Genomic DNA, 25,922 nt, shown 5'->3' with positions numbered 1-25,922 from the left:
AAAGGCTCACTCCCACACGGCCAGCTGGCGGCGGTGAGTAACCTGAGCCTGAGTAGCGCTAACCGGCTGTAGCCACACCTCGGTGCCGGGTAGACACTGGGAGAGCAGAGCACAGGCGCTGGGAGTAATCGCGCCCATACGCGGGTAGCCGCCAATGGTCTGGCGATCATTCATCAAAATGATCGGCTGACCATCGGGCGGCACCTGTACAGCGCCCAGCGGGATGCCTTCTGAGATCACGCCGCTTACTTTACTTTTGAGTGTCTGTCCCGTAAGTCGAATGCCCATCCGGTCAGCGCGCTGATCAACGCGCCAGGGCTGATTAAATAATTGATAGAGGCTGCGGCCCGCAAAGAGGGCCGCCTGGGCACCTAGTACCATTGGCAGCCAACAGCGACCGTTGGGAATCGGCAACTGAGCGCTTGCTGGAAGTCGGCGTGGCGTCACGGACGCGCCCTGCCAATACAAGCGGTCATTGAGCTGTAAGGGTCTGCCATCCTCATAAAGCCCGCCCAGCTGCTCTCGGGCCGTGCAGGCGCGGCTACCCAATACGACTGGCGCCTCAAGCCCACCGGGGAAGGCGAGGTAGGCACGCAGCCCGGCACGTGGCTGGCGAAACGTGAGTGCTTGCCCAGGGCGTAGAGTGAAGGGCGCGTTAACTGCCAGCGGCTTATCATCAATACGCGCGTCAAGGTCGGCACCGGCCAACGCCAGGCACACGCTTGCGTCGGTTTCCAATGTCAGGTTGCCGCCCATCACAATCTCTAGCGCGGCGCTCTCAAGCGGATTGCCCAGCAGCCAGTTGGCCCAGCGAAAGGAGATCCAGTCGGCGGCGCCGCTTTGGGTAACGCCCAGGTGGCCGACGCCGAAGCGCCCGTTATCCTGAATAAGCGCAAGGGGGCCTGCCTGCTTTACGGTGATGCTAGCTTGGCTCATACGCGCTCCTCTAGCGGGGTCGTATCACCACCGGCAGCTTCAAATTCGGCTTGAGAGATGGCCTTGAAGCGTACCTTATCGCCGGGTCGCAACAGCGGTTCGCCGCGTTTTGCGTACTCAAAAAGCGGTACCGCCGTGCGGCCGAGAATATTCCAGCCGCCAGGCGAAAGCAGCGGGTAAATCGCCGTTTGGCGCTCGGCGATGCCTACGCTCCCGGCTGTCACCCGGCGTCGCGGGGTTTTCAGGCGAGGGGTGGCCAGGTCTTCATCCACCAGCCCCATAAAGCCGTAACCCGGTGCAAAACCAAGCGCAAAAACGCAGTAGTCGTGACCGCAGTGACGCGCAATCAACTGCTCAATACTTAACCCGGCGCCTTGGGCCACTGCCGGTAGTTCAGGCCCCACGCTTACGTCGTACCACACCGGGATCTCATGCAGTTGACCCTGCTGTGTATCGGCAGGCTGAAGACCCTTGAGAGCTTCGCGGATTCGTGACGTTGCCTCAACGAAGGTCATGCGTTGGCAGTCGTAGTGAACGAGCAGGGTCGTATAAGAAGGAATGAGATCGATCAGCGCATCGCTAAAGGCGTGGCGCAGGGCAGTGTCTGCGGCCATGATCCAGCCCATATTGCGCTCATCAATCTCATCAAAAAGACGCACCGTGAGGGCGTCCATGGCAGCGGTTTCCAGACGCAGTTTCACGCGATCTCCAACACCTTGAAGGCTTCACGGATCGCACGTACGGCGGCAATCGACTCGGGGTTGTCACCATGAACACAGAGCGTGTCGCAGGGAAGTCGCAGCGATGAGCAGTCGCGGGCCGTTAGAGCGTCGCCTTTAGCAAGCGCTATGGCCTGGGCCACGATAGTCGATTGGTCGTGGTGAACGGCACCCTGCAGGCGTCGCGATGCCAAGTGGCCGTTAGGCTCATAGGCGCGGTCGGCGAATGTCTCAAACCACAGTGTCACGCCCATGCTGGTGGCCAGTTCACGAAAGGGTTCAGGCATGGCCGTTGCCATGACCACTATCGGTAGGCGGGCATCAAAGGCTCGCACGGCGCGCATTGCACCTTCCAGCAATTCAGGGTTGGCGGCTATGTCGTTATACATCGCCCCGTGGGGTTTGATGTAGGAAAGCTCAGCGCCTTCCGCACGGCAAATACCGGCCAGTGCGCCGACCTGGTAGAGCATCATATCTTCAACTTCTGCCGCCGAGCAGGCCATGGAGCGTCGTCCAAAGCCGATTAAATCCGGATAGCCTGGGTGCGCGCCGATCCGCACCCCATGCTGAACAGCCAATGCCACGGTACGACGCATTACGTGAGGGTCGGAGGCGTGGTAGCCACAGGCGATATTGGCGCAGTCAACAAAAGGCATGACCTCAGCATCCAGCCCAAGTGTCCAGTTACCGAAGCTTTCACCCATGTCGCAGTTGAGCGTGGGGAGCTTTTTATCGGTCATTATTGACTCTCCTGGTGAGCGGTCGATCAGCATGGCGTGTTGGGCAAGGCCATCGTTTGGTAGCACTGATAAGCGCTTAAAATAGTTTCGTACTGCACTTGATGTGCCATTACGAAGTCGTCGCCATAAATCGTTTCGTCGGGATACTCGGTAATCAGTTGCAAAGGGGTTAACTGCTGCTCGTCACGTGTCAGTAAATAAGGAATATGGCGACGCGTGGAAAATTCCAGAGGACCAGCATGGGCTTCAAAAGCCTTAATCTGTCGTTGGTTATAGGCGACAAGACCCGGTACGTTTGCCAAGTGAGCGGTTACGCTCTCAAGCAGTGCGTTGGCTTGGGTTTCCCACTTTTGATGATAGCGAATGACCAGGAAGAACCCTTTCGGAATGGACCATAGTTCAAAGTTACGCGGCACGTAGCCGGTCAATGGGCGAGTCCACTCGTGGGCGGGATAGCCGTGCAGGTTAATGTGCAGGTAAGCATCACTTAATGCTTTGGCACGCTCGCGGATAGCTAGCTCAAACTCGCCGTTGGCGGGCTGTGCCTGGAGGTCGTTGCCAAAGGCGGTATATCGAGCAGCATGATGCATATGGGTCGGTTGCTCGGCGACCAGGCGCTGTTGCAAGCGATAGCCATCAGGGTTCTCAAGCGGTGAAAGTACAAAGTGCGCCTCAGCCTGCTGCGCCAGGTCGCGCCCGGCCCGAAGTGCGCCAACAATACCAGACGGCTCGTTGGCGTGCTGCGCTGCGCTAATCATTACTGCACGATCGCTGCCTTGACGGTAACGTGCAGAGAGTTGTCGTCCGCTGCGGCTTTTTGTGTGGATTGCTTCGCCGTCTAAAGCCTCCAACTGTGCGCTGATTTGGCCAACGCTCAGTGGGTGGGAGGCCGTATCGAGCTCAACCTCTGCCTTGGCGGGTGCCTCTGTGGTATTCAGCGGGCGCAGGGTAATGTTCAGGGAAGGAGATGCGTCCGGGCGAGTCTTGATTTCAGGCACAATTTGGCCCGGCTGAATTGAACGGTCGCCGAGCGGTAAGCCTGCAAGATGCTGATAATACTCAAGAAGAGAAAAGTATAATTCCTCATGCAGAGCCTCGGCCAAGCTGATGTGCTCTAGCCCAAAGGGTAAGCGTGTATCCTGGCTTGGCAGCGTGACACTGATATTTAGCTCTTCAAAGAACGGTTGCTCGGTGGGCCAATCAGTTCGGGTGACAGCTTCTATCGCCGCCTCAAACAGCTTGGCGTAGTCACAGGCGTAAAAAGCGCTTTCGGTGTTGCCATCGCCAGTGCTCCACTCGACCCAGCCGCAAGGAGAGAGTTGCCAGGTATTGATGTGGTCCAGATGGTGGCGGTTAGGGGCCGCGACACGGACCTGTTCCTGTGTGCCATCGCTGTCGGTAAGTGTCAGTTCGTAGTGGTAACGTCGGGTTTGCGTGTCACATGCTACGGGTTCCCAGTTGAGTGCTACGTTGGCATCAAGCAGTCCTGCCAGCGGGTAGGCTTCCAGCAAAAAACGCTGAGGCGTTTCCAAAGGTGCTGGGTAGCGGATATGAATAGCCCGTAGCGACCGTTTGGGCAGTACCTCAATAACATAGTGCACCAAGGGCTTATAGGCGCTATAGAAGTGCGCCTTAATACCATGTTGGGCAAGTGTTTGCTCAGCCTGCTGACGTGCGGCGAGGTCATCAAATACCCAAGCGTTAAGCGTATCGCCTGACGACAGCACTGCCTGGTATTGTGAAACGATGGCATCTACGCTGCGCTCAAACGAAGTCTCCAGTAATGTGATCATCGTGATGTCCGCCCAGTAGGATCAAGGGTATCGCGTAGCCAGTCTCCCAGTAGATTGAGACCCAGCACGGTGAGCAAAATCGCCACACCAGGAAATACGCTGACCCACCATGCGGTTTGCAGATAAGTACGGCCCTCTGCCAGCATGCCACCCCAGCTAGGAATAACGGGGTCAACTCCTAAGCCAAGAAAGGTCAGGCTGCTCTCCAGAAGAATGTTATTGGCGACGTTAAGTGTCATTAGTACAACAACCGGGCCAAGTAAGTTCGGCAGCAAGTGTTGAAAGAGAATTCGCCAGTCGCGCACGCCAATGGCCTGTGCCGAGAGAATAAATTCGCGATCTTTAAGTGATAGCACCGAGCCGCGTACCAAACGAGCGTACTGCACCCACTGTGAGATGATGAGCAGAATGATCATGTTGGTCAGCCCACCACCGATGACGGCGATGAACGTAATGGCGAGCAGAATAAAGGGCAGCGCAAGCTGCACATCGGCAAAGCGCTTTCGGTGTTGCCATCGCCAGTGCTCCACTCGACCCAGCCGCAAGGAGAGAGTTGCCAGGTATTGATGTGGTCCAGATGGTGGCGGTTAGGGGCCGCGACACGGACCTGCTCTTGTGCGCCATCGCTATCGGTAAGTGTCAGTTCGTAGTGGTAACGTCGGGTTTGCGTGTCACATGCTACGGGTTCCCAGCTGAGTGCTACGTTGGCATCAAGCAGTCCTGCCAGCGGGTAGGCTTCCAACAAAAAACGCTGGGGCGTTTCCAAAGGTGCTGGGTAGCGGATATGAATAGCCCGTAGCGACCGCTCGGGCAGTACCTCAATAACATAGTGCACCAAGGGCTTATAGGCGCTGTAGAAGTGCGCCTTAATGCCATGTTGTGCAAGTGTTTGCTCAGCCTGCTGACGTGCGGCGAGGTCATCAAATACCCAAGCGTTAAGCGTATCGCCAGACGACAGCACTGTCTGGTATTGTGAAACGATGGCATCTACGCTGCGCTCAAACGAAGTCTCCAGTAATGTGATCATCGTGATGTCCGCCCAGTAGGATCAAGGGTATCGCGTAGCCAGTCTCCCAATAGATTGAGACCCAGCACGGTGAGCAAAATCGCCACACCAGGAAATACGCTGACCCACCACGCGGTTTGCAGATAAGTACGGCCCTCTGCCAGCATGCCACCCCAGCTAGGAATAACGGGGTCAACTCCCAAGCCCAGGAAGGTTAGGCTGCTCTCCAGAAGAATGTTGTTGGCGACGTTAAGTGTCATCAGTACAACAACCGGGCCAAGCAAGTTCGGCAGCAAGTGCTGAAAGAGAATTCGCCAGTCACGCACACCAATGGCCTGTGCCGAGAGAATAAATTCGCGATCTTTAAGTGATAGCACCGAGCCGCGTACCAAACGAGCGTACTGCACCCACTGTGAGATGATGAGCAGAATGATCATGTTGGTCAGCCCACCACCGATGACGGCGATGAACGTAATGGCGAGCAGAATAAAGGGCAGCGCAAGCTGCACATCGGCAAAGCGCATCACGAGCATATCGACAATGCCGCCATAATAGCCCGATAAAAGCCCCATAATAATACCCAGCACTACAGCACCTAACGCGGAGTAAAAGCCGACCTTAAGCGATATTTCACCACCGATGACCACGCGTGCTAATACATCGCGTCCCAGTGGGTCAGTACCTAACGGAAAGCTACCGTCGACCAAGGGAGGCGTGAGGCGCATGGCGAGATTGATACCGCTGCCGCCGTCTGGAAATAGCCAGCCTGATAGCAGAACGGCCAAGGTGATGCCGCCCACCAACAGGGCGCCCATGATAAATTCAATACTTTTAAAATGTCTTAGATCCAGAGAGTTTGCCGACATAATGATACCTAGCTCTTGCGCACGCGGGGATCAACAAAGCCATAGGCGATATCGACCAGCAGGTTGATTGAGATAATCATCAGCGAGAGGACGGTGATAACGCCCTGCAGTACGGGGTAGTCGCGGGCAGCAACAGCATCAAAGGCCAGCGTACCCAGCCCAGGCCAGTTGAAAACACGCTCAACCACAACAATACCGCCCAGTAGGCCGCCGAATTGCAGGCCGAAGTAGGTAATCAATGGAATAGAGCAGTTGCGCAGTGCGTGCTTATAGAGCACTACAGAATTGGATAGGCCTTTAGCACGCGCCACCATGATGTACTGAGAGCGTAGGGTTTCCAGCATGGTTGTTCTGACCAGACGCACGTTGGTTGCGGTAAGAATAATGCCCATGGTCGCCGCCGGCATAATGAAACTCTGCCAGCCCTCCATACCGCTGGGGGGCAGCAGATTAAAGGTAATGGAGAACACTAATACCAGCATGATAGCTAGCCAAAAGTTGGGGAAGGAGAGCCCCACCAGCGAAACAATCCGAATGACCTGATCGGGCCATTTACCGCGTGAAACAGCGGCCTTTACTCCTAAAGGAATCGACAGCGCAATTGAGATGAAAAGGGATGCAAAGGCCAGCGCCAGGGTGGCTGGTAGGGCGCGGCTAATCAGCTCGCTTACGGATGTGCCGCCCATAAAGCTGCGTCCCATGTCACCTGTAAACAAACCTTTTAAAAATTCCAGGTACTGCACTAAAAACGGTTGGTTGAGTCCAAGAGCCTCGCGAATACGCTCCAGGTCTGCTTCGGTAATGCTGCCTGCACCTTGGGCGAGCATAACGGCCGGGTCGCCGGTGAGGCGAATCGCAAACGACACGATCAACGTGACGGCTACAAGCACAAACAGCGCCTGTAGCAGTCGGTAGAAAAGAAACTTGGCCACGTGGCCTCCCCACTCAAAATAGGCACCGCCGCCCACAAGGACGACGGCGAATTAGGCTTACTCGCTGACGTCGACGTTAGTGAGACGTATCCGGTTGTCAGGGGCTGGCTCAAAGTTCGTCACACGGCTACCCACGCCGTACAGCGCATTTTGGCTATACAGAGGCATCTCCAAGGCACGCTCTTTGGTATAACGTGCGATGAACTGAAGCAGGGTTTCGCGCTCTTCGCGGTTAGTAATGCCGCGTTGAGTGTTCAGCATCTCATCCAACTGGGCATCGCTGTCGTAGGGGTTCCAACGTTCGCCAGTGTGGTACATCAAATACGCAGTGTTATCGAAGTCAAACGTCCAGCCTCCCCACTTTTGCTGGAACATTGCGCCGGTACGTCCCGCTGGAATAATGTCATTAAGCAATACGTTGGTTTCGTAAGGTTGGATAGAGACATTAAGCCCAACGCCTTGCAGGTAGGAAGCTACTACTTGAGCGACTTCGGAAAAGGTAGAGTCGTTTCCGCGTACATCAATCTGCAGTGAGGTGCCAGGTTCAACACCCGCTTCGGCGAGCAGTTGCTGGGCGCGCTGCGGATCGAAGGGGTAGGGGTCAAGCGAGGGATCAAAGCCAAACGACTGGCTGCCTTGGAAGCTGGCGATAACATTGCCTTCACCTGCGAGTACGGCGTCGACGATCGCCTGACGGTCAACCGCCATGATAATCGCCTGACGTACTCGCTCATCGGCGGTAATGCCTGACTGGGTATTAAAACGCAGAGCTTCTACCGTAGGAGAAGCGACGCTGACAATCTCCGCATTAGGATGATTATTGATGGATTCGATCATGCCGATCGGAATAGTGGGCGGTAGTACCAAGTCGACTCGGCCGGACTGTAGCTCGGCAACGGCAGTGGAAGGCTCAGAGATAAAACGGTAAGTCACACTGTCGAGCTTGGGTGCGCCACCCCAGTGATCCGCAAACGCTTCCAGCTTCACATCAGAGCGTGGTGTGTAGTCGACTAATTTAAAAGGACCGGTACCGACAGGATGAGTATTAAAGTGGTCGTCACCATGCTCTTCAATATAGCCAGGCGGTACGATCATCGCGCCATACCCGGCCAACTTGGTGAGCAGCACGGGATCCGCATTATATAAGAAGAAATCAACGGTATAGTCGTCAATGATCTCTACATGAGAAATAGCCGTGTAGTTAGAGCGTTGTGGCCCGCGTGAGCCCTCTTCTCCGAGCAGACGGTCGAAGGTGAACTTAACCGATTCAGCATTGAACGGTTCATCATTATGGAAGACCACGCCTTCACGCAGCGTAAAGCGGATGCGCTTACCATCATCCAGCTCTTCCCAACTGGTGGCCAAGCCTGGTACTAACTCAAGGTCGGGGCCTCGGTAGGTCAGACCATCGAAGATGTTAGTGGCCACTGAGGCCCAGTTCACCAAAAAGGTGTCAATCGGATCCCAACTGCCCGGATCCTGCGGTGAGGCTATAGTGATTGAGCCCGCGTAGCTGGTGCTTGCAGCAGCCATGGCAGCAGCCAGGGTGCATGCTTGGAACAGTTTTGTCTTTTTCATTAGTATCATTCTCCAAGGGCTTGTTATTTGTGTTAACAAAACGAGCAATTACAGGCGGGACGACGTGCCGCTACGCGACACAAAATGTCCTGCCGCTACTTCATCCAACGGGTAAATGGCGGGCTCGTCGCCTACTTTACGGATGGGACTTGGGATATCACCCTCCAATAACAGATGCTTACGGTGGTGAAGTGGATCCGCTACCGGGACGGCAGAAAGTAATTTTTGGGTATAAGTATGCTTGGGGGAGTCAAACACCTGTTGGCGTGACCCCATTTCAACAATTTGGCCCAGGTGTAGTACGGCAACGCGATGACTCATCTTTTCTACTACGGCCATATCATGGCTGATAAAGAGATATGCCAACCCCTCTTCACGCTGTAGTTGCATCATGAGATGAATAATTTGTGCCTGGATAGAGACGTCCAGTGCTGAGAGCGCTTCATCGGCAATAATAAGCTTGGGTTTAGACGCTAGCGCCCTAGCGATACAGATGCGCTGGCGCTGGCCGCCGGAAAACTCATGCGGATAGCGCTTGGCATGCTCTGGCTTAAGGCCAACCCGTTCGAGAAGCTCACTCACCCGTTGCTTAATACGTTTGCTATCACTTATTAAATAGTGGGTGTGGATGGGTTCAGCAATGGAGAAGCCTACCGTTTTGCGCGGATCTAGCGATGCAAAGGGGTCTTGGAAAATATACTGTACTTGCTGACGAAGCGTCATTTTCTCGCTGCGGGACATCTGTGAGACAGGCTTCCCAGAGAAAATAATGTCACCACTGTTGCTCTTTTGTAACTGCTGGATAGTGCGGCCAATGGTCGACTTTCCTGAGCCAGACTCACCTACCAGCGCCAGTGTTTCGCCTGGAGAGATAGCGAAGCTAACGTTCTCTACGGCATGGACGCGATGGCTAACGCCTCCAAAAAAGCCCTTATTGATATCGAAGCGCGTTACCAGATTTTCGACGCGTACTATCGGTTCCTCCTGAACACGAACCGTATCCTGAACGGTAGGTTCACCGTGGGTAACGATCTCTGTGCCGTCAAAGATAACGAGTGGGTCAGCGCACGGGAGCGCTTGTCCTTTCATGCTGCCCAGCGTAGGCACAGCCGCTAGAAGGGCGCGGGTGTAGGCTTCTTGAGGATGCTTAAAAAGAGGTTCAACATCCGCTTCTTCAACCTTTTCTCCATCACGCATGACAACTACATGATCGGCAATTTCAGCGACCACGCCCATGTCATGGGTGATGAAAATCACTGCCATGCCCAGTTCTTTTTGCAGGTCGCGAATAATCGTTAGAATTTGTGCTTGGATCGTGACATCCAGTGCTGTCGTCGGTTCATCGGCGACCAGTACCTTGGGCTTACAAGCGAGTGCCATTGCAATCATAACGCGTTGCCGCATGCCGCCAGATAGTTGGTGGGGGTAGCGCTTTAGCAAGGACTCGGCATCGGCCAATCGCACTAAGCGTAATAGTCGCAGTGCTTCTTCTTGTGCTGATGCTCGCGTGTAATCACCGTGAAGTAGCAAAACTTCGGTGATTTGATCACCAATCGTGTAAACCGGATTAAGCGATGTCATCGGCTCTTGAAAGATCATGGAAATATCCTTCCCACGGATCTTGCGCATCTGGCGATCAGATAACTGGGTCAGGTCGACAGGTGTGCTATCGACGTTTTTTTGAAAAAGAATACTGCCGTTGGCAATGGTGGCATTGAGATAGTGAACCAGACCCATGATAGCCAGTGAGGTCATGGATTTACCTGACCCGGACTCTCCTACGATCGCAAGCGTTTGACCGGGGTAGAGATCGAAAGATAGGTTCTTGACGACTCGGTTTGAGCCGAAGGCGATATCTAACGAATTAACGGATAGCAGCGGGTAGGGCGGTTGTGATGGCACAGAGTGTTTACCTGTATTTTTTATGTAATTTATATAGAAATTATCCGTAAGATGTCTGCGTGTCAATCGTGCAGTGTTTATCCCTTTCCTATTCTGTAAGCAACCCCGGCATTGATAACAAGTTGCCAAACATCCGAAACTACGTAGAGTATGGTTCCCTAGCGAGCGATCAAGCAGCGTAAATATATGTTTACGAACAAAGACAATGGATATGTTAGCGATGATAGAATCAAGCCAGACAGTAGTCAGTAGTCGAGAGCCGATCGTCTCTTCGGAGCACTTATCTCATAAGGCTCACGAACTCTCGGAATTTGAATTTGGCGTTATTATTTCGAGCCATGCGTTTAATCGTTGGATGGTGCGTTGCATGGCGGCGACCGGATACCCTGAATTGAGCGCTCTGGATGTCCTGGTGTTGCATCGGGTGAACCATCGAGGGAGAGCCAAGCGCCAATCTGATATCTGCCTGGTACTTAACGTGGAAGATACGCATACCGTTACTTACGCGCTTAAAAAGCTAACCAAACTTGGCTTGGTGATAGGCGAAAAGCAGGGTAAAGAGACGTATTTCAGTACAACTGAACAAGGAGGCGGTGTGTGTAGCCGTTATGCTGAAATACGAGAAACATGCTTGATTGACTCACTCGCTTCCATGGGAATTGAACGGGCCGAAATCAGCCGCGTGGCAGGTATTTTGCGCGCCATGTCAGGTCTTTATGATCAGGCCGCGCGAGCCGCTGCTTCTTTATGAATACACTTTTATGATCACGTAGCGGTTAAAATCAACTTCAATTAGGCCCACTTTTATCGATCGCTGATATCTAATGCTTTATTTTATTGCTGTTTATTTGAAATGTTTCGTCGACGAGAAAAGATAAGGGTGAAAATAACAATATACTTAAAAAACAGGTCGCTTAATCACGGCCTGTTTTTTTAGCATGGGTCAAAATGCGGTTTATCTATTTTTTATGCTTGCGTACTAGCCCTGATCGCTTGGCATCAAGAGAAGCATCCCGTCGGATACGCTCTTTGGGACTGGTGTTGTCATTGGGGTAGCGCAATGAGATTAACGCTTGTTTTTGGGCTTCTAGTTGAGAACCAAGCGTCAGCGTGTGCTGAAAGAGCAGTTGATGAGCTTCCGCCAACAGGGCCGTGCTATCGACCTCTATGGGCGTATTCATGTTCATCGCGTTGGCAATCAGGCTGGTCTGATGCTGAACATTATAAAGCACTTCGTCGAGCTGCAGCGTATCGGCATAGCTAACGGTCTTGAGTTGATATAACAAGGCCGCCAGTTGAGATGCTGGGTTGTTGGATAGCCAGGCATCGGCAATGGGTCCTGACAAACGAAGGCAGAGAAGTGCTTTATCACTGACTAAAAAGCTTTCATGGCTTTGGCGTATGGCCATTGCCGCGTGATTGGACATTCCCCATTTAGAGGCTAGCCAAGCGCCAACCAGTGTATGGTCGCAGCCAAAGCAGCGTTGCTCTGCTTGCGTTATCTCAGCATGCGATAAGGAAGTATCGGTATAGAGTTTGTCGGCTTCTTCAGGGTAGGCTGCCTGTAACGCTAATATGCCAATATCCTGTAGTAGCGCCTGTGTAAATATGCTGCCACTTTCGTCAGGGCATAGCTGCTCAGCCAAATAGCGGGCTACCAGGGCCGCAGTGATGGTGCGTTGCCAAGCCTGATGACGATTAGGCGCTTCTTGAAACAAACTAAACCCTAATATAACGGGCAGCGTTGCGTTTATACCAAGGCGCTGCATGGCTTCAATACAGGTTTGAACAGGTGGCGCTGAGCGCGTGTAATAGGCGCTATTCGCGAGCGCAATGAGGCGCAGTGTTAACGCTGGATCGTGCTCAATCGCTTTGGCGTAATCGCTCAAGGTTGAACTTGATGAACGGGCTATATCAAGCACTTTAAGCGCTACAGACGGTAGCGTTGGTAGGCTCTTGCACTGTAAAAGTGATTGGCTCAAAAACGCTGGCAGTTCATCAGTCAGTGTTATGTAGAGCGTATCGACTGATACTAAAGGGCCCGTCATGGGATAATCTCCTTGTGTGTTGTCAGCGTAGCGGGCAGCGGCTGTCAGTACTTTCGTTAATCATATACCCCGTAGGCGTCGACGTCTTCCATGCTGATGCAATGAACAGCGCTTGTACAGCGGGTGAGTAACAACGAATGGCTTGCGGTTGTCATCTTTTTGCCATGATTCGTGGCATATCCTACGCGCCGTCAATCCGCGACGATAGGAGTGCTTTATGCGGCTGGCCTTGTTTGACCTTGATGATACTCTCTTGGATGGAGATTGTAGCGACCGCTGGAATTTATGGATGTTCGAGCAGGGTTGGATCAGCAACGCCGAGACCTTTCTCGCCCGGGCTGAGCAGATGCAGCAGGCTTATCATGCGGGTCAATTAAAGCTGGAAGAGTACCTGACGATGACGCTGGCGCCACTTAAGAACAGGCTCGTTACTGACGTCGAAAAAGAAGTAGAGCGTTTTGTTGCGACGCATATCCAGCCGCGTATATTCGCTCAAGCCTTGGCCTGCCTGGCGGCTCATCGTCAGGCGGGCGATACGTTAGTGTTGATTTCTGCCTCGTCACGCCACTTGGTCGCGCCCATTGCCAACATGCTGGGAATTGCCCACGTGCTGGCGGTGGATCTAAGTATTGATAAAGAGGCAGAAGAAGCGCGTTATACCGGTGAGAGTGAGGGCATTTTCTCTTACCGCGGCGGTAAAGTGCTGCGCTTACAGCAGTGGCTAACGGAGCACCAGATTACCCCCAGCCACACTATGTTCTACTCAGACTCCCGCAACGATTTACCGCTTCTGCAATATGTCGATTGCCCCGTGGTGGTTAATCCCGACCCCGTGCTGGCTGAGGTCGCGAGCCTTGAAGGGTGGCAGAGGCTTGATTGGCGAACCTGGCCGCTACCAGGTTATCAGTTGTAAAGATACCCTACGCAGATAATTGTATGGGGAGACGTTTATCTTTTAAGGCGCCAACGCCTGCCAAATCAGATTAACACCCACCAGGAACATGGCCAGTATAACCAGGCGATAAAACCACTGCTCATTAACTCGGCTTTGTAGCCAAAGGCCGCTGCGCACGCCTACCCAAGCGACCGGCACCAGGAGTAGCGATGCCCAAGCACTGGTCATATTGATTTCACCAAGCCACAGGTACGGGCCCAGTTTAATCACGTTAACCGCTGTAAAGGTGACAACGCAGGTGGCGATAAAGGTCTCTTTAGGCAGTTTTCGTGGCAGTAGGTAAAGATTGAGTGGTGGGGCGCCTGCATGGGCAACAAAGCTTGTGAAGCCACACACGCTGGCGGCAGGCAGCGCCCAATGCGTTGAGATAGGCTTGGCGGCCAATGGCTTTAACAGCATATACGCAGCAAACACCACTGAGATCGCACCCAATACCAGGCGAACGCCCTGTTCGCTCAGGCTGCCAAAGAGCAGTGTGCCAACCGCAACACCGACGAAGAGCCCTGGCAAAAATCGCCATACTTCGGCCATGTCATGCTTGCCCCACCATGCTTTCACTGCCAATACGTCCATTACCAGCAGCAACGGCAGCAATAGGCCTGCGGCCTGCGTGGGGCTAATCACCAGTGCCATCAGCGGCACCGAAAGCGTGCCAAAACCACCAGCAAAGCCGCCTTTTGAGATGCCCGTCAGATACACCGAAAATCCGATCAATAGCCAAGCGATAATGGAGTAGTTCGGCAGCATGGCAATTCCTTAAAAGCCCGAAGTTGAAGCGCCTAGCGGGAAAAAACGCGTGGGCGGGGCTTGGAGTTAGCGAAAATGTTTTGCGGTCTCTTATGTACTTTCACCGATTTGAAGCGTGAAGCCTACATCGTGTTGTCGGCGATAAACATGTTTACCGCGAAGTCTGCGAATGAGCTCCTGTGCGGCCAGACGGCCCATGTCTTCGCGTGGGGAGAGAATGGTAGTGAGTTTCGGCGTGATATGTTGACCTAACGGTAAGCCGTTGAAGCCTGCAATGGCAATATCATCTGGCACAAGAAGATTTTGGCGTTGGGCGGCCAGCAAGGCACCTGCGGCAAGATCATCGTTGGCAAAATGGATGGCCTGCGTGGCGGGGTAGCCTTTCAAAACCTGGGCTAGGCTTTCCGCGCCCGCCTGCAGGCTGCCCAAAGTGTCCAGTTCTAGCAAGGGGGCTTCAAGCCCCTTTTCCTCCAATGCTTCTTTATGCCCTAGGTAGCGCATTCCCGCGCGATAATCGTGGGAGAGCCGCGCGCCAACATACACAATTCGCTGGTAGCCTCTGTCGATAAGATGGCTGGCCATGCACCGGCCGGCAGCTAAATGATCCAGCCCCACGTTGAGATCTATGCCTTTACCGAGCTCCATCACTTCCATAATCGGATGGCCCCAGTTAGCTAATAGCGTCCGACACGCATCGTTATGGCGTAGCCCGGCGGTGACCAAAGCCGAACATGACCAGCCTAAAAACGTACGCACCAGTTGATACTCACGGTCCAGGTCGTAATCAGTATTGCCGAGCAGGATCTGATACCCCTGCGCTTCTAGTGTTTCCTGCAGGCCCTTTATGACTTCCACAAACACGCTGTTGATCAGCGACGGCACGATGATGGCAATCAGCCGGGAGCGGGAAGATGCCAGGCTACCCGCTACCAGATTGGGCACATAGCCCAGGCGCTCTACGCTTTCCAAAACGCTTTGGCGGGTACTGTCGCTTACTTTATCGGGATGGTTTAGTGCTCTAGATGCCGTAATCGGGGAAACCCCTGCGGCCTGCGCCACCTGACTGAGCGTGATTTGATCGGAGCGGCGGCGTGACTTGTTAGCGGCTGAGAGGTCTTTAGACATTAGTCGCACGTCCTTGGTGTTCAACTTGTCGATACGCTGAGAGTAATCTAGAAGTAATGGTAGCGCTATCATGACAGCGCTACCATTTTCCTTGTTACGGTGAACAATCAGAGAAGACTCAAGGGAAAAGTAAGGCATCGTAACGCCAGCAATTCATACAACAACAGCGAGGTGTCGACCGGTGAGTCAACACGATAAGCAATCACGTCAAGTAGGCGTTATTGGCCTGGGTGCGATGGGAATGGGCACCGCTACTGCCTTACATCACCAGGGATTTAACGTAACTGGATGTGATATTGCCGCTGAGGCACGCGATGCCTTTATAGCAGCTGGGGGCAAGAGTGTGGCAACGCCGATGGAGCTTGCTCACTGTCATATTGTGCTGGTAGTGGTCGTCAACGGTAGCCAGGTTGAGCAGGTGTTGTTTGGTGAGCAGGGCGTGGTGGGCCATCTAGCGCCAAGCAGCCTGATTATACAGTGCGCCACGGTGGCGCCCAGTCAGGCGAAACAGCTTGGTGAGCGCGTGGCAGCAGAGGGATTGATGATGCTGGACGCACCGATTAGCGGCGGTGCTGCAAAAGCCAAAAGCGGTGAGCTATCAGTTATGGCATCGGGCGCCGCGGAGGCATTTAGCTACGCAAGTGACGTGCTTGATGGCATGGCTGTCAAGGTTTATCGCTTGGGCGACGACCCCGGCATGGGCTCTAGTATGAAGCTGGTCAATCAACTGTTGGCAGGCGTACATATCGCGACGGCCGCTGAAGCCATGGCGTTGGGTATCCGGATGGGGCTTGACCCCGAGGTTATCTTTGAGGTGATTACCCACTCGGCGGGCAACTCCTGGATGTTCGAGAATCGTGTGCCCCATATTCTCAAAGGTGACTACACGCCGCTTTCAGCGGTGGATATCTTTATTAAAGACCTCAATATCGTGCACCAGACCGGGCGCGAGCTTTCGATGGCAACGCCGGTTGCTGCCAGCGCGTTGCAGCAGTTCACCTCGGCCAGTGGGGCAGGCTTTGGTCGAGAAGATGATTCTGCGGTTATCAAAGTCTACCAGCGGCTATCAGGAATTACGTTGCCTGAAGCGGCTAACGATGCTCAGGAAACCTAATCATGAGCACAGAGCAGAGCATAGCCCTTGAAAAGACAGCCCTTGGAAGCATAGTCCTTGGAGCTATCGCCGACGACTTTACCGGGGCAACCGATCTTGCTAATAACTTGGTGCGCGGTGGCATGCGCTGCCTGCAGGTGATCGGCGTGCCGCAGGAGACGATTGATCTCCAGGACGTTGATGCGGTGGTGATAGCTTTGAAATCGCGCTCCTGCCCGGTTGATGAAGCCATCACGGATTCTCTCACGGCTCTTGAGTGGCTGCGTGGGCAGGGTGCTCGACAGCTATTCTTTAAATATTGCTCTACTTTCGATTCTACGGATAAAGGCAATATCGGGCCCGTGGCCGATGCGCTACTGGATCGCCTGGACGCCTCTCAAACGGTGATGGTACCGGCATTTCCGGTCAATGGGCGTACGGTTTATCAGGGCCACCTGTTTGTGGGTGATCGCCTGCTTAATGATAGCGGTATGCAGTATCATCCACTCAACCCGATGCAGGACGCCGATCTGGTGCGGGTCTTATCCCGCCAAACACCCCGCCCGGTAGGCTTGCTCAGTCACTCGGTATTGTCCCAAGGCGCCAGCGCCGCTTGTGGTCACTTATCCGCACTTGCCGAGCAGGGCACTCGCCATGTGATTTGCGATACGCTTGATGAGCAGGATCTGGATATATTGGCAGAAGCTACCGTGCTAATGCCGTTGGTGACTGGTGGATCCGGCTTGGGGCAGGCTTTACCCGCCCAGTACCGTGCCCAAGGCTGGCTTAAGCCCATTACGGAACCGGGGCGTTTAAACCCTGCATCAGGCAGCATGCTGGTGCTGTCCGGGAGTTGTTCTACAGCAACCTTGGCACAAGTAGCCGATTTTCTGGCTCGCCACCCTAACAGCGGTTTTGCGCTAGACCCTTTGTCGCTTGCCGAAAGTGACCGGCAGTTGGAGCAGGCGCTGGTCTTTGCGCGACAGCGGCTATCAGAACAGACCCCGGTATTGATTTACGCCTCGGCGGATCAAGAGAAAGTCAGCGCTGCCCAGCAAGCATTGGGTGTTGCGCGTGCGGGGGCGTTGGTCGAAGAGGCTCTGAGCCAGTTGGCGGTCACGCTGGTTAACGAAGGCGTTGGTCAGTTGCTGGTCGCCGGGGGCGAAACCTCGGGGGCAGTGGTCTCGGCGCTGGGAATTTCCACCCTACGTATAGGCGAGCAGATTGATCCCGGTGTGCCCTGGACCCAGGCACCGCTGGAAGGTCGTGAAGCGCCGCTCTCGCTGGCGCTGAAGTCGGGCAACTTTGGCGGTGTCGATTTCTTTACCCGAGCCTTTGAGGTGTTGGCATGAGCGTCCACGTACGCCACCATCATCAAAACAGCCTGCGCGAGCAGATTAGCACGCTTGGCAAGTCGCTGTTTGACCGCGGCCTGACCATGGGGTCCAGCGGCAACATTAGCGTGCGCCTGGATGACGGTGGCTGGCTGATGACGCCCACCAACGCCTGCCTGGGGCGGCTGGACCCGGCGCGAATCTCCCATCTGGATGATAACGGCCAGCTACTTGGTGGTGATAAACCTACTAAAGAACAGTTCCTGCATATGGCGATGTATGCAGAGCGCCCTCAGTCGGGCGCTATTGTACACCTTCACTCTACCCACTCGGTGGCGGTCTCGTGTTTGCCGGACGTAAACCCTTGCGACTGCATTCCGCCGCTCACCGCCTACTATGTTATGCGGGTGGGCAAACTGCCGCTTGTGCCCTATCACATCCCCGGTGACCCAAAACTGGGCGAAGCGGTACGGGGCCTAGCGGGTAAACACAGCGCTGTGCTGCTTGCCAACCACGGCCCGGTAGTGGCAGGCAAGAATCTGGAAGCGGCGGTGTACGCCACCGAAGAGCTTGAAGAGACGGCCAAACTGTTTCTGCTACTGCGCGGCGAAAACCCACGGGGGCTAACGCCTGAACAGGTCGCGGAGCTTGAGGCGCGGTTTCCTCGGGATTAGCCCGCATTGCGATAAAAATAAAGAGGCGCCGATACACCATGATTCGATTAGCCGCCAACCTCAGTATGCTGTTTAACGAGCGCGATTTTATGGGCCGCTTTTCAGCGGCGGCTGATGCGGGGTTTAAAGGGGTTGAATACCTGTTTCCCTACGCCTATAGCGCTGCAGAGCTACGCCAGGCGCTTGACGAAACACAGTTGGAACAAGTGTTGTTTAACTTGCCGCCGGGTGATTGGGAAAAAGGTGAAAGAGGGCTTGCCAGCCTGCCTGGGCGCGAAGCCGAGTTTCGTGATTCAGTTATCGAGGCGCTACGTTATGCCGAGACGCTCAGCTGCCCACACGTTCACGCCATGGCGGGATTACTACCTGAGGATGCCGATGCGACGACCCTGGCCGATCATCAGGCTACTTACCTACGTAACCTGCACTACGCTGCTACTGAGGCCGCCAAACTGGGCAAGGGCATATTGATCGAGCCCATCAATACCCGTGATATGCCCCATTACTTCTTGTCGGGACAAGCGCAAGCCATGGCGGTATTGAAAGCGCTGGGGGCGAACAATCTTAAGCTGCAGTTTGATCTCTACCACTGCCAGATCATGGAGGGGGACCTCATTCGCCATCTTGAACACCAGTTTAGCGCTATCGGTCATGTTCAAGTGGCGGGAGTGCCGGAACGGCACGAACCCGATGTTGGCGAGATCAACTACCCCGCACTATTTGCCAGGCTTGAAGCGCTGGGCTATAGCGGTTGGGTTGGCTGCGAATACAGGCCGGCCGGCGATACGCGCCAAGGTCTGGGCTGGGGGCGACATTATGGGCTTCACTCATGATCGAGTAGCCAAAACATGGTCTCAAACGCTAACAACCTACAATAAAGCGAGGACACCTTAATCATGCATATCTTAATCACGGGCGCCGCTGGTTTTTTGGGACAGCGTCTTTTACATCGACTGATTAGCCGCAAAGAGCTGTGCAGTCATCCGATCACGCACTTAACGCTGGTCGATCAAACTCAGGCTGCTGTACCTGACGCGCCTGATATAACGATCCGCAACGATGCTGTGGATATTACTGCTCCAGATGCGCTGGGTAGTGCGCTTGATCGAAAGCCCGATGTCATCTTCCACTTGGCTGCGGTCGTAAGCTCCGCGGCTGAGGCCGATCTGGATCTGGGGATGGCGGTCAACTTTGATGCCACTCGCACTCTGCTGGAAGGTTGCCGTGCCCGGCAGTTGAATAAGACACGCTTAGTCATGGCAAGCTCCGTGGCGGCTTACGGCGGGGATCTGCCTGATGTGCTGGATGACATGACGGCTTCGCAGCCGCAAACATCCTATGGCACGCAAAAAGCAATGTGTGAGCTGCTAATCAACGACTACAGCCGACGCGGCCTGATTGACGGCAGGGTACTGCGTTTGCCGACCATTGTGATTCGTCCTGGGCGGCCGAATGCCGCGGCGTCGAGCTTTGCGTCCAGCATTTTGCGCGAGCCCTTAAACGGGGAGGAGGCCATTTGTCCCGTACCGTTGGATCGGGCGCTTTTCGTTATGTCGCCGGATAAGGTGATCGAAGCGTTGATACATGGCGCCGAAGTGCAGGAAGAAGCGTTGGGTAAGTTTCGCGCATTTATACTGCCGGGCATCACGACCGATGTTTCCGAAATGCTCGAGGCGCTGCGCGAAGTGGCGGGTGCTGAAGCGGTGGCACGTGTGCGTCATGAGCCAGACCCGCGTATCGAACCCTTGGTGGCAAGCTGGCCCGCGCGCTTTGAGACCACTAAAGCGAACCGGCTGGGTTTTGTTGGCGACCGAGATTTTAAACAGATTATCGATGCCTATGTGGCAGAGCATCGCTAATGGATCTTCGCCTGCCTGGCGGGCGAGCAATAAGGGGTTACTACTCCCCATCGTTCTTACCAATAAATATAATTAGGAGTATCACCATGACCACTCGTTTCGCTCGGCGTACGCTTGCGACCGCTATTGGCACCGCTACCACGCTGGCCCTGGCCGGCTTGGCATTTCAGGCTCAGGCCGCTACAGAGGTAAGCGTTGGCTACGCTATTTCCAGCGACTCCCACTATGGCGCTGGTTCCCGCGCCTTTAAAGAGACGCTTGAAAGCCTTTCTGATGGTGCTTTTACCGTGACGGATCATCCCAGTGGTTCGCTTGGCGGAGAGCGGGCCATGATTGAAGGGCTGCAGATCGGCACCGTCGATATAGTGATCACCTCTTCCGGACCCTTGGGCAACTTTGTCCCCGAGACCTATGTTCTTGATCTACCGTTTTTGTTCACCAGTTACGAACAAGCCCGCTGCGTACTTGACGGAGAGATCGGTCAGGAACTGCTCGATAAGATGGGCGACCACGACCTGGTCGGCCTCTCCTGGTCGGAAAACGGTTTCCGCCATATCACCAACAGCCAAAAAGCCATTGAAAAGCCAGAAGACGTTAGCGGCTTAAAAATTCGCACCATGGAGAACCGTATTCACCAGCAGGCCTTTGAAGGGCTAGGGGCCAGCCCGACGCCCATGGCCATGCCGGAGCTGTTTACCGCCCTGCAGCAGGGTACGGTGGACGGTCAGGAAAACCCCATTACGGTGATTGTGGCTGCGAACCTCTATGAGGTCCAGGATCAACTATCGCTGACCGGCCATGTTTACTCGCCTGCCATTGTGCTCGGCTCACCGGTGCTAATTGATGGGCTGAGCGAGGAGGAGCGTGAATGGTTTAATGAGGCCGCTCAAGCTGCTACCGAAGCCACCCGCGCTGAGGTTACACGTTTGGAAGAGGAGGGCGTGGCTTTCCTGCAAGAACAGGGTATGACGGTCACTGATAATATCGATCCAGCACCGTTCCAGGAAGCAGTAGAGGCCGTTCATGCTGACTTTATTGAGCAGTATGGCGAGGAGATGCTAGAGCGCATTCGTAACAGTAGCTGCTGAACCCATCCCGTGGCGCCCTCTGGGCGCCACTTGCCCATAACCTGACGGGGTGAGGTGATTTATGGTGTCCTGGTTTCTGCGTGTCGAACATGTGTTGACTCGGTTAGCGCTGGCGATTGCTATTTTGATGTTGATCGTTTCAGTGTCGTTGGGATTCTATCAAGTGCTTACACGATTTCTCTTCAATGCGCCCTCGACGTGGTCGGAGACGTTGTCACGGGCGACGATGATCTGGTGTGTGTTTATGGCCTCTGCCGCCACGTTCCGCGGCGGCTTTATGATGGCCGTAGAGGTTATCTACAAGCTCGTGCCCAAGCCCACCCTGCTGGCGCTTGAATGGTTTATCGGTCTGTGCTGTCTTCTGGTGCTCTCTGTATTGGTATTCTACGGCATCCAAATGACCCAGCGGGTTAGCAATCAGACGCTGTCCGCGCTTGAGGTCTCGATGTCCTGGGCATATGCGGCTATTCCAGTGGGCAGTGCCTTTGCGATGCTGGCCGTTATTGCGCGGCTGCTGGCCCAAAGTTGCGGTCTTGAAACTTTAGGGCCAATGCATGATGAGGCAGTCGAGCAAGAGGCTGCAGCAACGTCCGGCATGCCGCCTGCTACCCCGAGTGAGCCGCGCTTATGAACTTAGCCATTGGTCTTTCTCTGTTGATTTTGTTCGCCACCGGCGTGCCGATCGCAATCTCCATTCTGCTGGCATCGATCATCGGCATTGAGTTTTTTTCGCGCTTTCCCTTGATGATGGTGCCTCAACAGCTGTTTGTAGGGCTGGATAACTTCCCGCTGATGGCGATTCCTTTTTTCATCTTGGCGGGCAACCTGATGGCAGCCGGTGGTATCTCTAGCCGACTGGTTGATCTGGCCAAGTCAATCGTGGGTGGCGTTCAGGGTGGGTTGGCGATGACCTGCGTACTGACTTGCATGATGTTTGCGGCAGTATCAGGCTCCAGTGTGGCGACGACCTTTGCTATCGGTGCGATTCTTATTCCAGCAATGGTCAAGCACGGCTATCCCAAACCCTTGGCCGCCTCCATCCAGGCTTCATCGGCAGAGCTGGGGGTGCTGATTCCGCCCTCTATTCCCTTGATTCTATTTGGGGTAAGTACCAATACCTCGATTGGCCAGCTGTTCATTGCAGGCATTGGTCCAGGGTTATTGGTTGGTGGTGCGCTGCTGGTCTTTGTTTATATTTTCTGCAAGCTGCGCGGTTTTGGTCTTCAAGATCGCAATGACCGCACTCGCTTTACGACGGCCTTCCAGCGTGCCTGGGCGGCAATGCTGATGCCGGTGGTGGTCATCGGCGGCATCTATGGTGGGATTTTTACGCCCACTGAAGCCTCGGCGGTGGCGGTGTTTTATGCCTTGGTGGTCGGTGCTTGCTACCGAGAGCTTAAGCTGGTCGACCTAATCCCCGTACTGCGTCAAAGCGTTGTGTCTACCGCTGCGGTGATGCTGATTATCTCAGCGGCCGCTCTGTTTAGTTTCCTGATTAGCCGTTCCGGCCTTCCCGCCCAAGTCGCCGCTGGAGTCACGGCGATGTTCGAAAGCCCCTGGGCTTTTTTGCTGGCCGTCAACGCCCTGCTGCTTGTGGTGGGGATGTTTATCGAGACCGGCGCGGCGATCCTGGTACTGGCACCGATCCTTACGCCGATCGCCATGCAGTTTGGCGTTCATCCGGTACATTTCGGACTGATCATGGTGGTTAATTTGGCCCTGGGAATGATTACTCCGCCGCTGGGCGTAAACCTGTTTGCCGCGTGTGCAGTGGCGAAGATTTCCATTGATCAGATGCTGCCCTGGCTGGTGCGATTTGTGCTGGTGGTGCTGACGTGTCTGATGGCAATTACCTATATGCCCTGGATCTCGATGGGCCTGGTTAACCTGCTGTATGGCTAAGGAGTATGTTGATGATTGATTTGCCCGAATTTCCACCCCAGGCGGCGCTAATAGGCAATATCTGGGTTGATACCGGCGCGACGCTACCCGTAGAGGCGCCCGCTCGTGGCGAAGTCGTCACGCATATCGCCCGCTGCACGCCGGAGCATGTCGATGATGCCGTCGCCACAGCGCGGCGCGCCTTTTCAGGTGAGCTGGGAGAGTGGGCGCAGTGGAGTGCCCGCCAACGCAGCGCCTGGCTATTTGACTTTGCTGATGCCATCGAGGCCAACCATGAGCATTTATCGGCTTTAGAATGCCTGGACACTGGAAAGCCCTTAACCCAAGCGCGCGCGGATATTAAAGCCTGCGCGCATTACTTTCGCTTTTACGGCGGTGGCGCCGATAAATTACATGGCGAGACCCTACCTTATGAAGAGGGCTACACCGTCATGACGTTGCGTGAGCCGTATGGTGTTTGCGCGCAGATTATTCCCTGGAATTACCCGTCACAGATATTTGGCCGCTGCGTGGCAGCCGCCTTGGCTGTTGGCAATACTATCGTTCTTAAGCCTGCCGAAGATGCCTGTTTGAGCGTCTTGAGCTTGGCAAAGCTGGCGATAGCCTGCGGTCTGCCAGCCGGAGTGCTCAATGTGGTGCCGGGACTTGGGCGTGAAGCCGGTGCCGCCCTGGCCGCGCATCCGGGTATTGATCATCTCTCATTCACCGGTTCTCCTGAGACCGGCACCCATGTAACCCAAGCGGCGGCAAAGCATCACGTGCCCGTCACGCTAGAGCTGGGTGGCAAGTCGCCGCAGATTGTCTTTGCAGATGCCGATCTAGATGCGGCTTTCGACGCAGTGGTGCGTGGGATTATCCAGAATGCGGGGCAAACCTGCTCGGCGGGCAGTCGCCTGTTAGTACAGCGCGATATATCGGAAATGTTTACGGATCGTCTGATAAAGCGCTTCTCGGCGCTACAGTGTGCATCGGGCGAGGAAGATGCCGACTGCGGCCCGCTGATCAATGCCCGTCAAAAATCGCAGCTCGATAATCGGCTAGCCATGGCCGAAGCGGACGGTATTCGAGTTGCGGCAAGAGGGCAGCTCGCTAAAAATGCCTCACCGGCCGGGCATTTCGTCGTCCCGCATCTGCTTACGAACATTCCCGATGAACATGACGTGCTGCGCGAAGAGCTGTTTGGCCCCGTGCTGGCCGTGCAGATATTCGACGATGAAGCACAAGCGTTGCGCTTGGCCAATGCAACCGACTTCGGGCTGTGCGCCGGTGTCTGGACGCGCGACGGTGGTCGTCAATTGCGCTTGGCGAGAGGCATTCGCAGCGGCCAGGTTTTTATCAACAACTACGGTGCGGGCGGCGGTATTGAACTGCCTTTCGGCGGTGTCGGGCGCTCCGGGCACGGGCGGGAAAAAGGCTTCGAGGGGCTGCGCAGCTATACCCGGATAAAAACGGTCGCCATTCGCCATGGCTAGAACACAATCATAACTACATTAGGCTAGGAGCTTATTCATGAATCAATCCGTTCGTACAGAGCATCGCATCGGTATGGTGGGTGTGGGGTTAATGGGCCACGGCATTGCCAAGAACATTCTCAATGCGGGGTATTCCCTGGCCTTTCTGGACCACCCTGGCAACCAGCCCGTAGACGATCTACTGGCGGCAGGCGCCGTGTCGTGCTCAAGCGCGCGGGAAGTGGCCGAAAAAGCCGACGTGGTATTGCTGTGCGTAACGGGATCACCCCAAGTAGAGGCCGTGCTGTTTGAGCCGGATGGCGTGCTGGAGGGGCTCGCCCAGGGCTCCATCGTGGTGGACTGCTCTACCTCGCTGCCAAGTTCCACGGCTAAGGTTGCCGCCAGGGTAGAAGAAGCGGGTGGCCACCTGGTCGATGCGGCGATGACACGCACGCCCAAGGAAGCTGAGGAGGGGCGGTTGAACCTTATCGTCGGTGCATCCGAGACGCTGTTTGAAGCGTTGCGCCCGCTACTCGAAAGTTTCGCTGAGGTCATTACCCACGCGGGAGGCGTAGGCTCAGGGCATACCCTTAAGCTACTGCATAACTACGTGTCGTTGGGCTTTTCAGCCGTACTGGCCGAGGCGACTGCGGCTTCCCGGCGGGCGGGTATCGATGACCACGCTTTTCTGGAGGTTTTGACCAAGGGCGGCGGGGGCGGCGTGGTGCTGGAACGGTTACGTCCCTTTATTGAATCAGGCGATGCTTCGGGGTTTCGCTTTAGCGTGGCGAACGCGCATAAAGATCTCGGCTACTACCACACCATGACCGATGAGCTTAATACGACAAGAGGCGTCGCCGGCGCGGTAGCGGCGCTGTACGCCGGTGTGGAGGATCAGACCATGGCGGTGCCGGAGTTGATTCGTTTGCTAGAGGAGCACGCTGAAGTCTGATCATTGTGGCGTTGGCTTGGCGAGCGCTGAAGACTATAAAAACGGAAGGAAGTTGCCGCGATTCGTTACCTCAAAAAAATCTTATTATTTCACCGTATGAGGTGACGACGTGAACCTTCTTGCAACACCAAAATTACTAAAGCGGTACCGAGAGAGCATTTGTAGGTATTTCGAGGAAACTTGTCTCCCTGCGAGATCAAGGAAAGTGTTTTATCCGGGATA

24 protein-coding genes and 1 pseudogene are annotated in these 25,922 nt (G+C 54.9%); 12 read left to right on the top strand and 13 right to left on the bottom strand.

What is annotated here, in order from left to right:
- Positions 1–6 precede the first annotated feature (6 nt).
- The 10 genes and pseudogenes from ACT3R4_RS08895 to ACT3R4_RS08850 all read right to left on the bottom strand — a co-directional run bounded on the left by ACT3R4_RS08895 (position 7) and on the right by ACT3R4_RS08850 (position 10,472).
- A complete protein-coding gene (locus ACT3R4_RS08895; protein ID WP_441678612.1) occupies positions 7–936 on the bottom strand; it encodes a 5-oxoprolinase subunit C family protein in 930 nt (309 codons plus the stop codon).
- A complete protein-coding gene (pxpB, locus tag ACT3R4_RS08890) occupies positions 933–1,637 on the bottom strand; it encodes a 5-oxoprolinase subunit PxpB (protein ID WP_192528404.1) in 705 nt (234 codons plus the stop codon). Before pxpB ends, ACT3R4_RS08895 begins: the two co-directional genes overlap by 4 nt.
- Positions 1,634–2,395, bottom strand: coding sequence for a 5-oxoprolinase subunit PxpA (locus ACT3R4_RS08885; RefSeq protein WP_192528403.1), 762 nt, complete (start codon positions 2,393–2,395; stop codon positions 1,634–1,636). The genes pxpB and ACT3R4_RS08885 overlap by 4 nt, the downstream gene beginning before the upstream one ends.
- A gap of 26 nt (positions 2,396–2,421) precedes the next feature.
- Positions 2,422–4,188: a M14 family metallopeptidase gene (locus ACT3R4_RS08880; protein ID WP_483392490.1), complete on the bottom strand. Its 1,767-nt coding sequence runs from the start codon at positions 4,186–4,188 to the stop codon at positions 2,422–2,424.
- Positions 4,185–4,688, bottom strand: a pseudogene (locus tag ACT3R4_RS08875) (ABC transporter permease); the annotation flags it as partial. The pseudogene ACT3R4_RS08875 and the gene ACT3R4_RS08880, both read right to left, overlap by 4 nt.
- Positions 4,610–5,215 carry a hypothetical protein gene (locus ACT3R4_RS08870; RefSeq protein WP_192528705.1) on the bottom strand — a complete coding sequence of 202 codons (606 nt, stop codon included), beginning with the start codon at positions 5,213–5,215 and terminating at the stop codon, positions 4,610–4,612. The gene ACT3R4_RS08870 and the pseudogene ACT3R4_RS08875, both read right to left, overlap by 79 nt.
- On the bottom strand, positions 5,212–6,060 hold the full coding sequence (locus tag ACT3R4_RS08865; RefSeq protein WP_172117826.1) for an ABC transporter permease: 849 nt from the start codon (positions 6,058–6,060) through the stop codon (positions 5,212–5,214). Before ACT3R4_RS08865 ends, ACT3R4_RS08870 begins: the two co-directional genes overlap by 4 nt.
- Positions 6,061–6,068: 8 nt before the next feature.
- Positions 6,069–6,992: an ABC transporter permease gene (locus tag ACT3R4_RS08860; RefSeq protein ID WP_172117827.1), complete on the bottom strand. Its 924-nt coding sequence runs from the start codon at positions 6,990–6,992 to the stop codon at positions 6,069–6,071.
- A gap of 57 nt (positions 6,993–7,049) precedes the next feature.
- Positions 7,050–8,570 carry an ABC transporter substrate-binding protein gene (locus ACT3R4_RS08855; protein ID WP_172117828.1) on the bottom strand — a complete coding sequence of 507 codons (1,521 nt, stop codon included), beginning with the start codon at positions 8,568–8,570 and terminating at the stop codon, positions 7,050–7,052.
- A 48-nt stretch (positions 8,571–8,618) separates the two neighbouring features.
- Positions 8,619–10,472 (bottom strand): ABC transporter ATP-binding protein, encoded by a 1,854-nt coding sequence (locus ACT3R4_RS08850; RefSeq protein ID WP_192528279.1) that lies wholly within the window; start codon positions 10,470–10,472, stop codon positions 8,619–8,621.
- A 211-nt stretch (positions 10,473–10,683) separates the two neighbouring features.
- On the opposite strand from ACT3R4_RS08850, the gene ACT3R4_RS08845 reads away from it, so the two are divergent.
- On the top strand, positions 10,684–11,223 hold the full coding sequence (locus ACT3R4_RS08845; protein ID WP_225733898.1) for a winged helix DNA-binding protein: 540 nt from the start codon (positions 10,684–10,686) through the stop codon (positions 11,221–11,223).
- A gap of 208 nt (positions 11,224–11,431) precedes the next feature.
- Here ACT3R4_RS08845 and ACT3R4_RS08840 read toward each other — a convergent pair whose 3' ends face one another.
- On the bottom strand, positions 11,432–12,520 hold the full coding sequence (locus tag ACT3R4_RS08840) for an HDOD domain-containing protein (protein ID WP_192528278.1): 1,089 nt from the start codon (positions 12,518–12,520) through the stop codon (positions 11,432–11,434).
- A 217-nt stretch (positions 12,521–12,737) separates the two neighbouring features.
- Here ACT3R4_RS08840 and ACT3R4_RS08835 point away from each other — a divergent pair, with 217 nt between their 5' ends.
- Complete coding sequence (locus ACT3R4_RS08835) at positions 12,738–13,433, top strand: HAD family hydrolase (RefSeq protein WP_192528277.1); 696 nt, start codon at positions 12,738–12,740, stop codon at positions 13,431–13,433.
- A gap of 42 nt (positions 13,434–13,475) precedes the next feature.
- Here the strand turns inward: ACT3R4_RS08835 and ACT3R4_RS08830 are convergent, their stop codons facing one another.
- Together ACT3R4_RS08830 and ACT3R4_RS08825 are read right to left on the bottom strand one after the other, a co-directional pair.
- Positions 13,476–14,222 carry a sulfite exporter TauE/SafE family protein gene (locus ACT3R4_RS08830; protein ID WP_192528276.1) on the bottom strand — a complete coding sequence of 249 codons (747 nt, stop codon included), beginning with the start codon at positions 14,220–14,222 and terminating at the stop codon, positions 13,476–13,478.
- A gap of 90 nt (positions 14,223–14,312) precedes the next feature.
- Complete coding sequence (locus ACT3R4_RS08825) at positions 14,313–15,347, bottom strand: LacI family DNA-binding transcriptional regulator (protein ID WP_192528284.1); 1,035 nt, start codon at positions 15,345–15,347, stop codon at positions 14,313–14,315.
- 181 nt (positions 15,348–15,528) lie between these two features.
- On the opposite strand from ACT3R4_RS08825, the gene ltnD reads away from it, so the two are divergent.
- The 10 genes from ltnD to ACT3R4_RS08775 all read left to right on the top strand — a co-directional run bounded on the left by ltnD (position 15,529) and on the right by ACT3R4_RS08775 (position 25,700).
- A complete protein-coding gene (ltnD, locus tag ACT3R4_RS08820) occupies positions 15,529–16,461 on the top strand; it encodes an L-threonate dehydrogenase (protein WP_192528275.1) in 933 nt (310 codons plus the stop codon).
- Between the two features lie 2 nt (positions 16,462–16,463).
- Positions 16,464–17,792, top strand: a complete 1,329-nt coding sequence (otnK, locus tag ACT3R4_RS08815) for a 3-oxo-tetronate kinase (RefSeq protein WP_441678621.1) — start codon at positions 16,464–16,466, stop codon at positions 17,790–17,792.
- The gene (gene otnC, locus ACT3R4_RS08810; protein WP_192528273.1) at positions 17,789–18,448 is read left to right on the top strand and encodes a 3-oxo-tetronate 4-phosphate decarboxylase; all 660 of its coding nucleotides are present in this window, start codon (positions 17,789–17,791) and stop codon (positions 18,446–18,448) included. The genes otnK and otnC overlap by 4 nt, the downstream gene beginning before the upstream one ends.
- 38 nt (positions 18,449–18,486) lie before the next feature.
- The gene (otnI, locus tag ACT3R4_RS08805; protein WP_192528272.1) at positions 18,487–19,281 is read left to right on the top strand and encodes a 2-oxo-tetronate isomerase; all 795 of its coding nucleotides are present in this window, start codon (positions 18,487–18,489) and stop codon (positions 19,279–19,281) included.
- A 63-nt stretch (positions 19,282–19,344) separates the two neighbouring features.
- The gene (gene denD / locus ACT3R4_RS08800; RefSeq protein WP_192528271.1) at positions 19,345–20,307 is read left to right on the top strand and encodes a D-erythronate dehydrogenase; all 963 of its coding nucleotides are present in this window, start codon (positions 19,345–19,347) and stop codon (positions 20,305–20,307) included.
- An 86-nt stretch (positions 20,308–20,393) separates the two neighbouring features.
- Complete coding sequence (locus ACT3R4_RS08795; protein WP_192528270.1) at positions 20,394–21,395, top strand: TRAP transporter substrate-binding protein; 1,002 nt, start codon at positions 20,394–20,396, stop codon at positions 21,393–21,395.
- Positions 21,396–21,456: 61 nt separating this feature from the next.
- Positions 21,457–22,026, top strand: coding sequence for a TRAP transporter small permease (locus ACT3R4_RS08790; protein WP_192528269.1), 570 nt, complete (start codon positions 21,457–21,459; stop codon positions 22,024–22,026).
- Positions 22,023–23,297, top strand: a complete 1,275-nt coding sequence (locus ACT3R4_RS08785) for a TRAP transporter large permease (protein WP_192528268.1) — start codon at positions 22,023–22,025, stop codon at positions 23,295–23,297. Before ACT3R4_RS08790 ends, ACT3R4_RS08785 begins: the two co-directional genes overlap by 4 nt.
- Before the next feature lie 11 nt (positions 23,298–23,308).
- On the top strand, positions 23,309–24,769 hold the full coding sequence (locus ACT3R4_RS08780) for an aldehyde dehydrogenase family protein (RefSeq protein WP_441678624.1): 1,461 nt from the start codon (positions 23,309–23,311) through the stop codon (positions 24,767–24,769).
- 37 nt (positions 24,770–24,806) lie between these two features.
- Positions 24,807–25,700, top strand: coding sequence for an NAD(P)-dependent oxidoreductase (locus ACT3R4_RS08775; protein WP_441678626.1), 894 nt, complete (start codon positions 24,807–24,809; stop codon positions 25,698–25,700).
- The last annotated feature ends 222 nt before the right edge of the window (positions 25,701–25,922 follow it).

This window comes from Halomonas sp. AOP7-E1-9, from assembly GCF_052376035.1.
Taxonomy (GTDB): Bacteria; Pseudomonadota; Gammaproteobacteria; order Pseudomonadales; family Halomonadaceae; genus Vreelandella; species Vreelandella citrativorans.
The sequence above is the reverse complement of the archived record's forward strand: the minus strand, read 5'-3'. Positions and strand labels throughout refer to the sequence as shown.

Excerpts from the sequence above, each read along its gene's own strand:
- ACT3R4_RS08835 (WP_192528277.1), top strand. The coding sequence starts at position 12,738 with ATGCGGCTGGCCTTGTTTGACCTTGATGATACTCTCTTGGATGGAGAT.
- ACT3R4_RS08880 (WP_483392490.1), bottom strand. The coding sequence starts at position 4,188 with ATGATCACATTACTGGAGACTTCGTTTGAGCGCAGCGTAGATGCCATC.
- ACT3R4_RS08775 (WP_441678626.1), top strand. The coding sequence starts at position 24,807 with ATGAATCAATCCGTTCGTACAGAGCATCGCATCGGTATGGTGGGTGTG.
- otnC (WP_192528273.1), top strand. The coding sequence starts at position 17,789 with ATGAGCGTCCACGTACGCCACCATCATCAAAACAGCCTGCGCGAGCAG.
- ACT3R4_RS08830 (WP_192528276.1), bottom strand. The coding sequence starts at position 14,222 with ATGCTGCCGAACTACTCCATTATCGCTTGGCTATTGATCGGATTTTCG.
- ACT3R4_RS08795 (WP_192528270.1), top strand. The coding sequence starts at position 20,394 with ATGACCACTCGTTTCGCTCGGCGTACGCTTGCGACCGCTATTGGCACC.
- otnI (WP_192528272.1), top strand. The coding sequence starts at position 18,487 with ATGATTCGATTAGCCGCCAACCTCAGTATGCTGTTTAACGAGCGCGAT.
- ACT3R4_RS08780 (WP_441678624.1), top strand. The coding sequence starts at position 23,309 with ATGATTGATTTGCCCGAATTTCCACCCCAGGCGGCGCTAATAGGCAAT.
- ACT3R4_RS08870 (WP_192528705.1), bottom strand. The coding sequence starts at position 5,215 with ATGATCACATTACTGGAGACTTCGTTTGAGCGCAGCGTAGATGCCATC.
- otnK (WP_441678621.1), top strand. The coding sequence starts at position 16,464 with ATGAGCACAGAGCAGAGCATAGCCCTTGAAAAGACAGCCCTTGGAAGC.
- ACT3R4_RS08885 (WP_192528403.1), bottom strand. The coding sequence starts at position 2,395 with ATGACCGATAAAAAGCTCCCCACGCTCAACTGCGACATGGGTGAAAGC.
- ACT3R4_RS08895 (WP_441678612.1), bottom strand. The coding sequence starts at position 936 with ATGAGCCAAGCTAGCATCACCGTAAAGCAGGCAGGCCCCCTTGCGCTT.
- ACT3R4_RS08790 (WP_192528269.1), top strand. The coding sequence starts at position 21,457 with ATGGTGTCCTGGTTTCTGCGTGTCGAACATGTGTTGACTCGGTTAGCG.
- ACT3R4_RS08845 (WP_225733898.1), top strand. The coding sequence starts at position 10,684 with ATGTTAGCGATGATAGAATCAAGCCAGACAGTAGTCAGTAGTCGAGAG.
- ACT3R4_RS08785 (WP_192528268.1), top strand. The coding sequence starts at position 22,023 with ATGAACTTAGCCATTGGTCTTTCTCTGTTGATTTTGTTCGCCACCGGC.
- ACT3R4_RS08840 (WP_192528278.1), bottom strand. The coding sequence starts at position 12,520 with ATGACGGGCCCTTTAGTATCAGTCGATACGCTCTACATAACACTGACT.
- denD (WP_192528271.1), top strand. The coding sequence starts at position 19,345 with ATGCATATCTTAATCACGGGCGCCGCTGGTTTTTTGGGACAGCGTCTT.
- ACT3R4_RS08825 (WP_192528284.1), bottom strand. The coding sequence starts at position 15,347 with ATGTCTAAAGACCTCTCAGCCGCTAACAAGTCACGCCGCCGCTCCGAT.
- ACT3R4_RS08855 (WP_172117828.1), bottom strand. The coding sequence starts at position 8,570 with ATGAAAAAGACAAAACTGTTCCAAGCATGCACCCTGGCTGCTGCCATG.
- ACT3R4_RS08865 (WP_172117826.1), bottom strand. The coding sequence starts at position 6,060 with ATGTCGGCAAACTCTCTGGATCTAAGACATTTTAAAAGTATTGAATTT.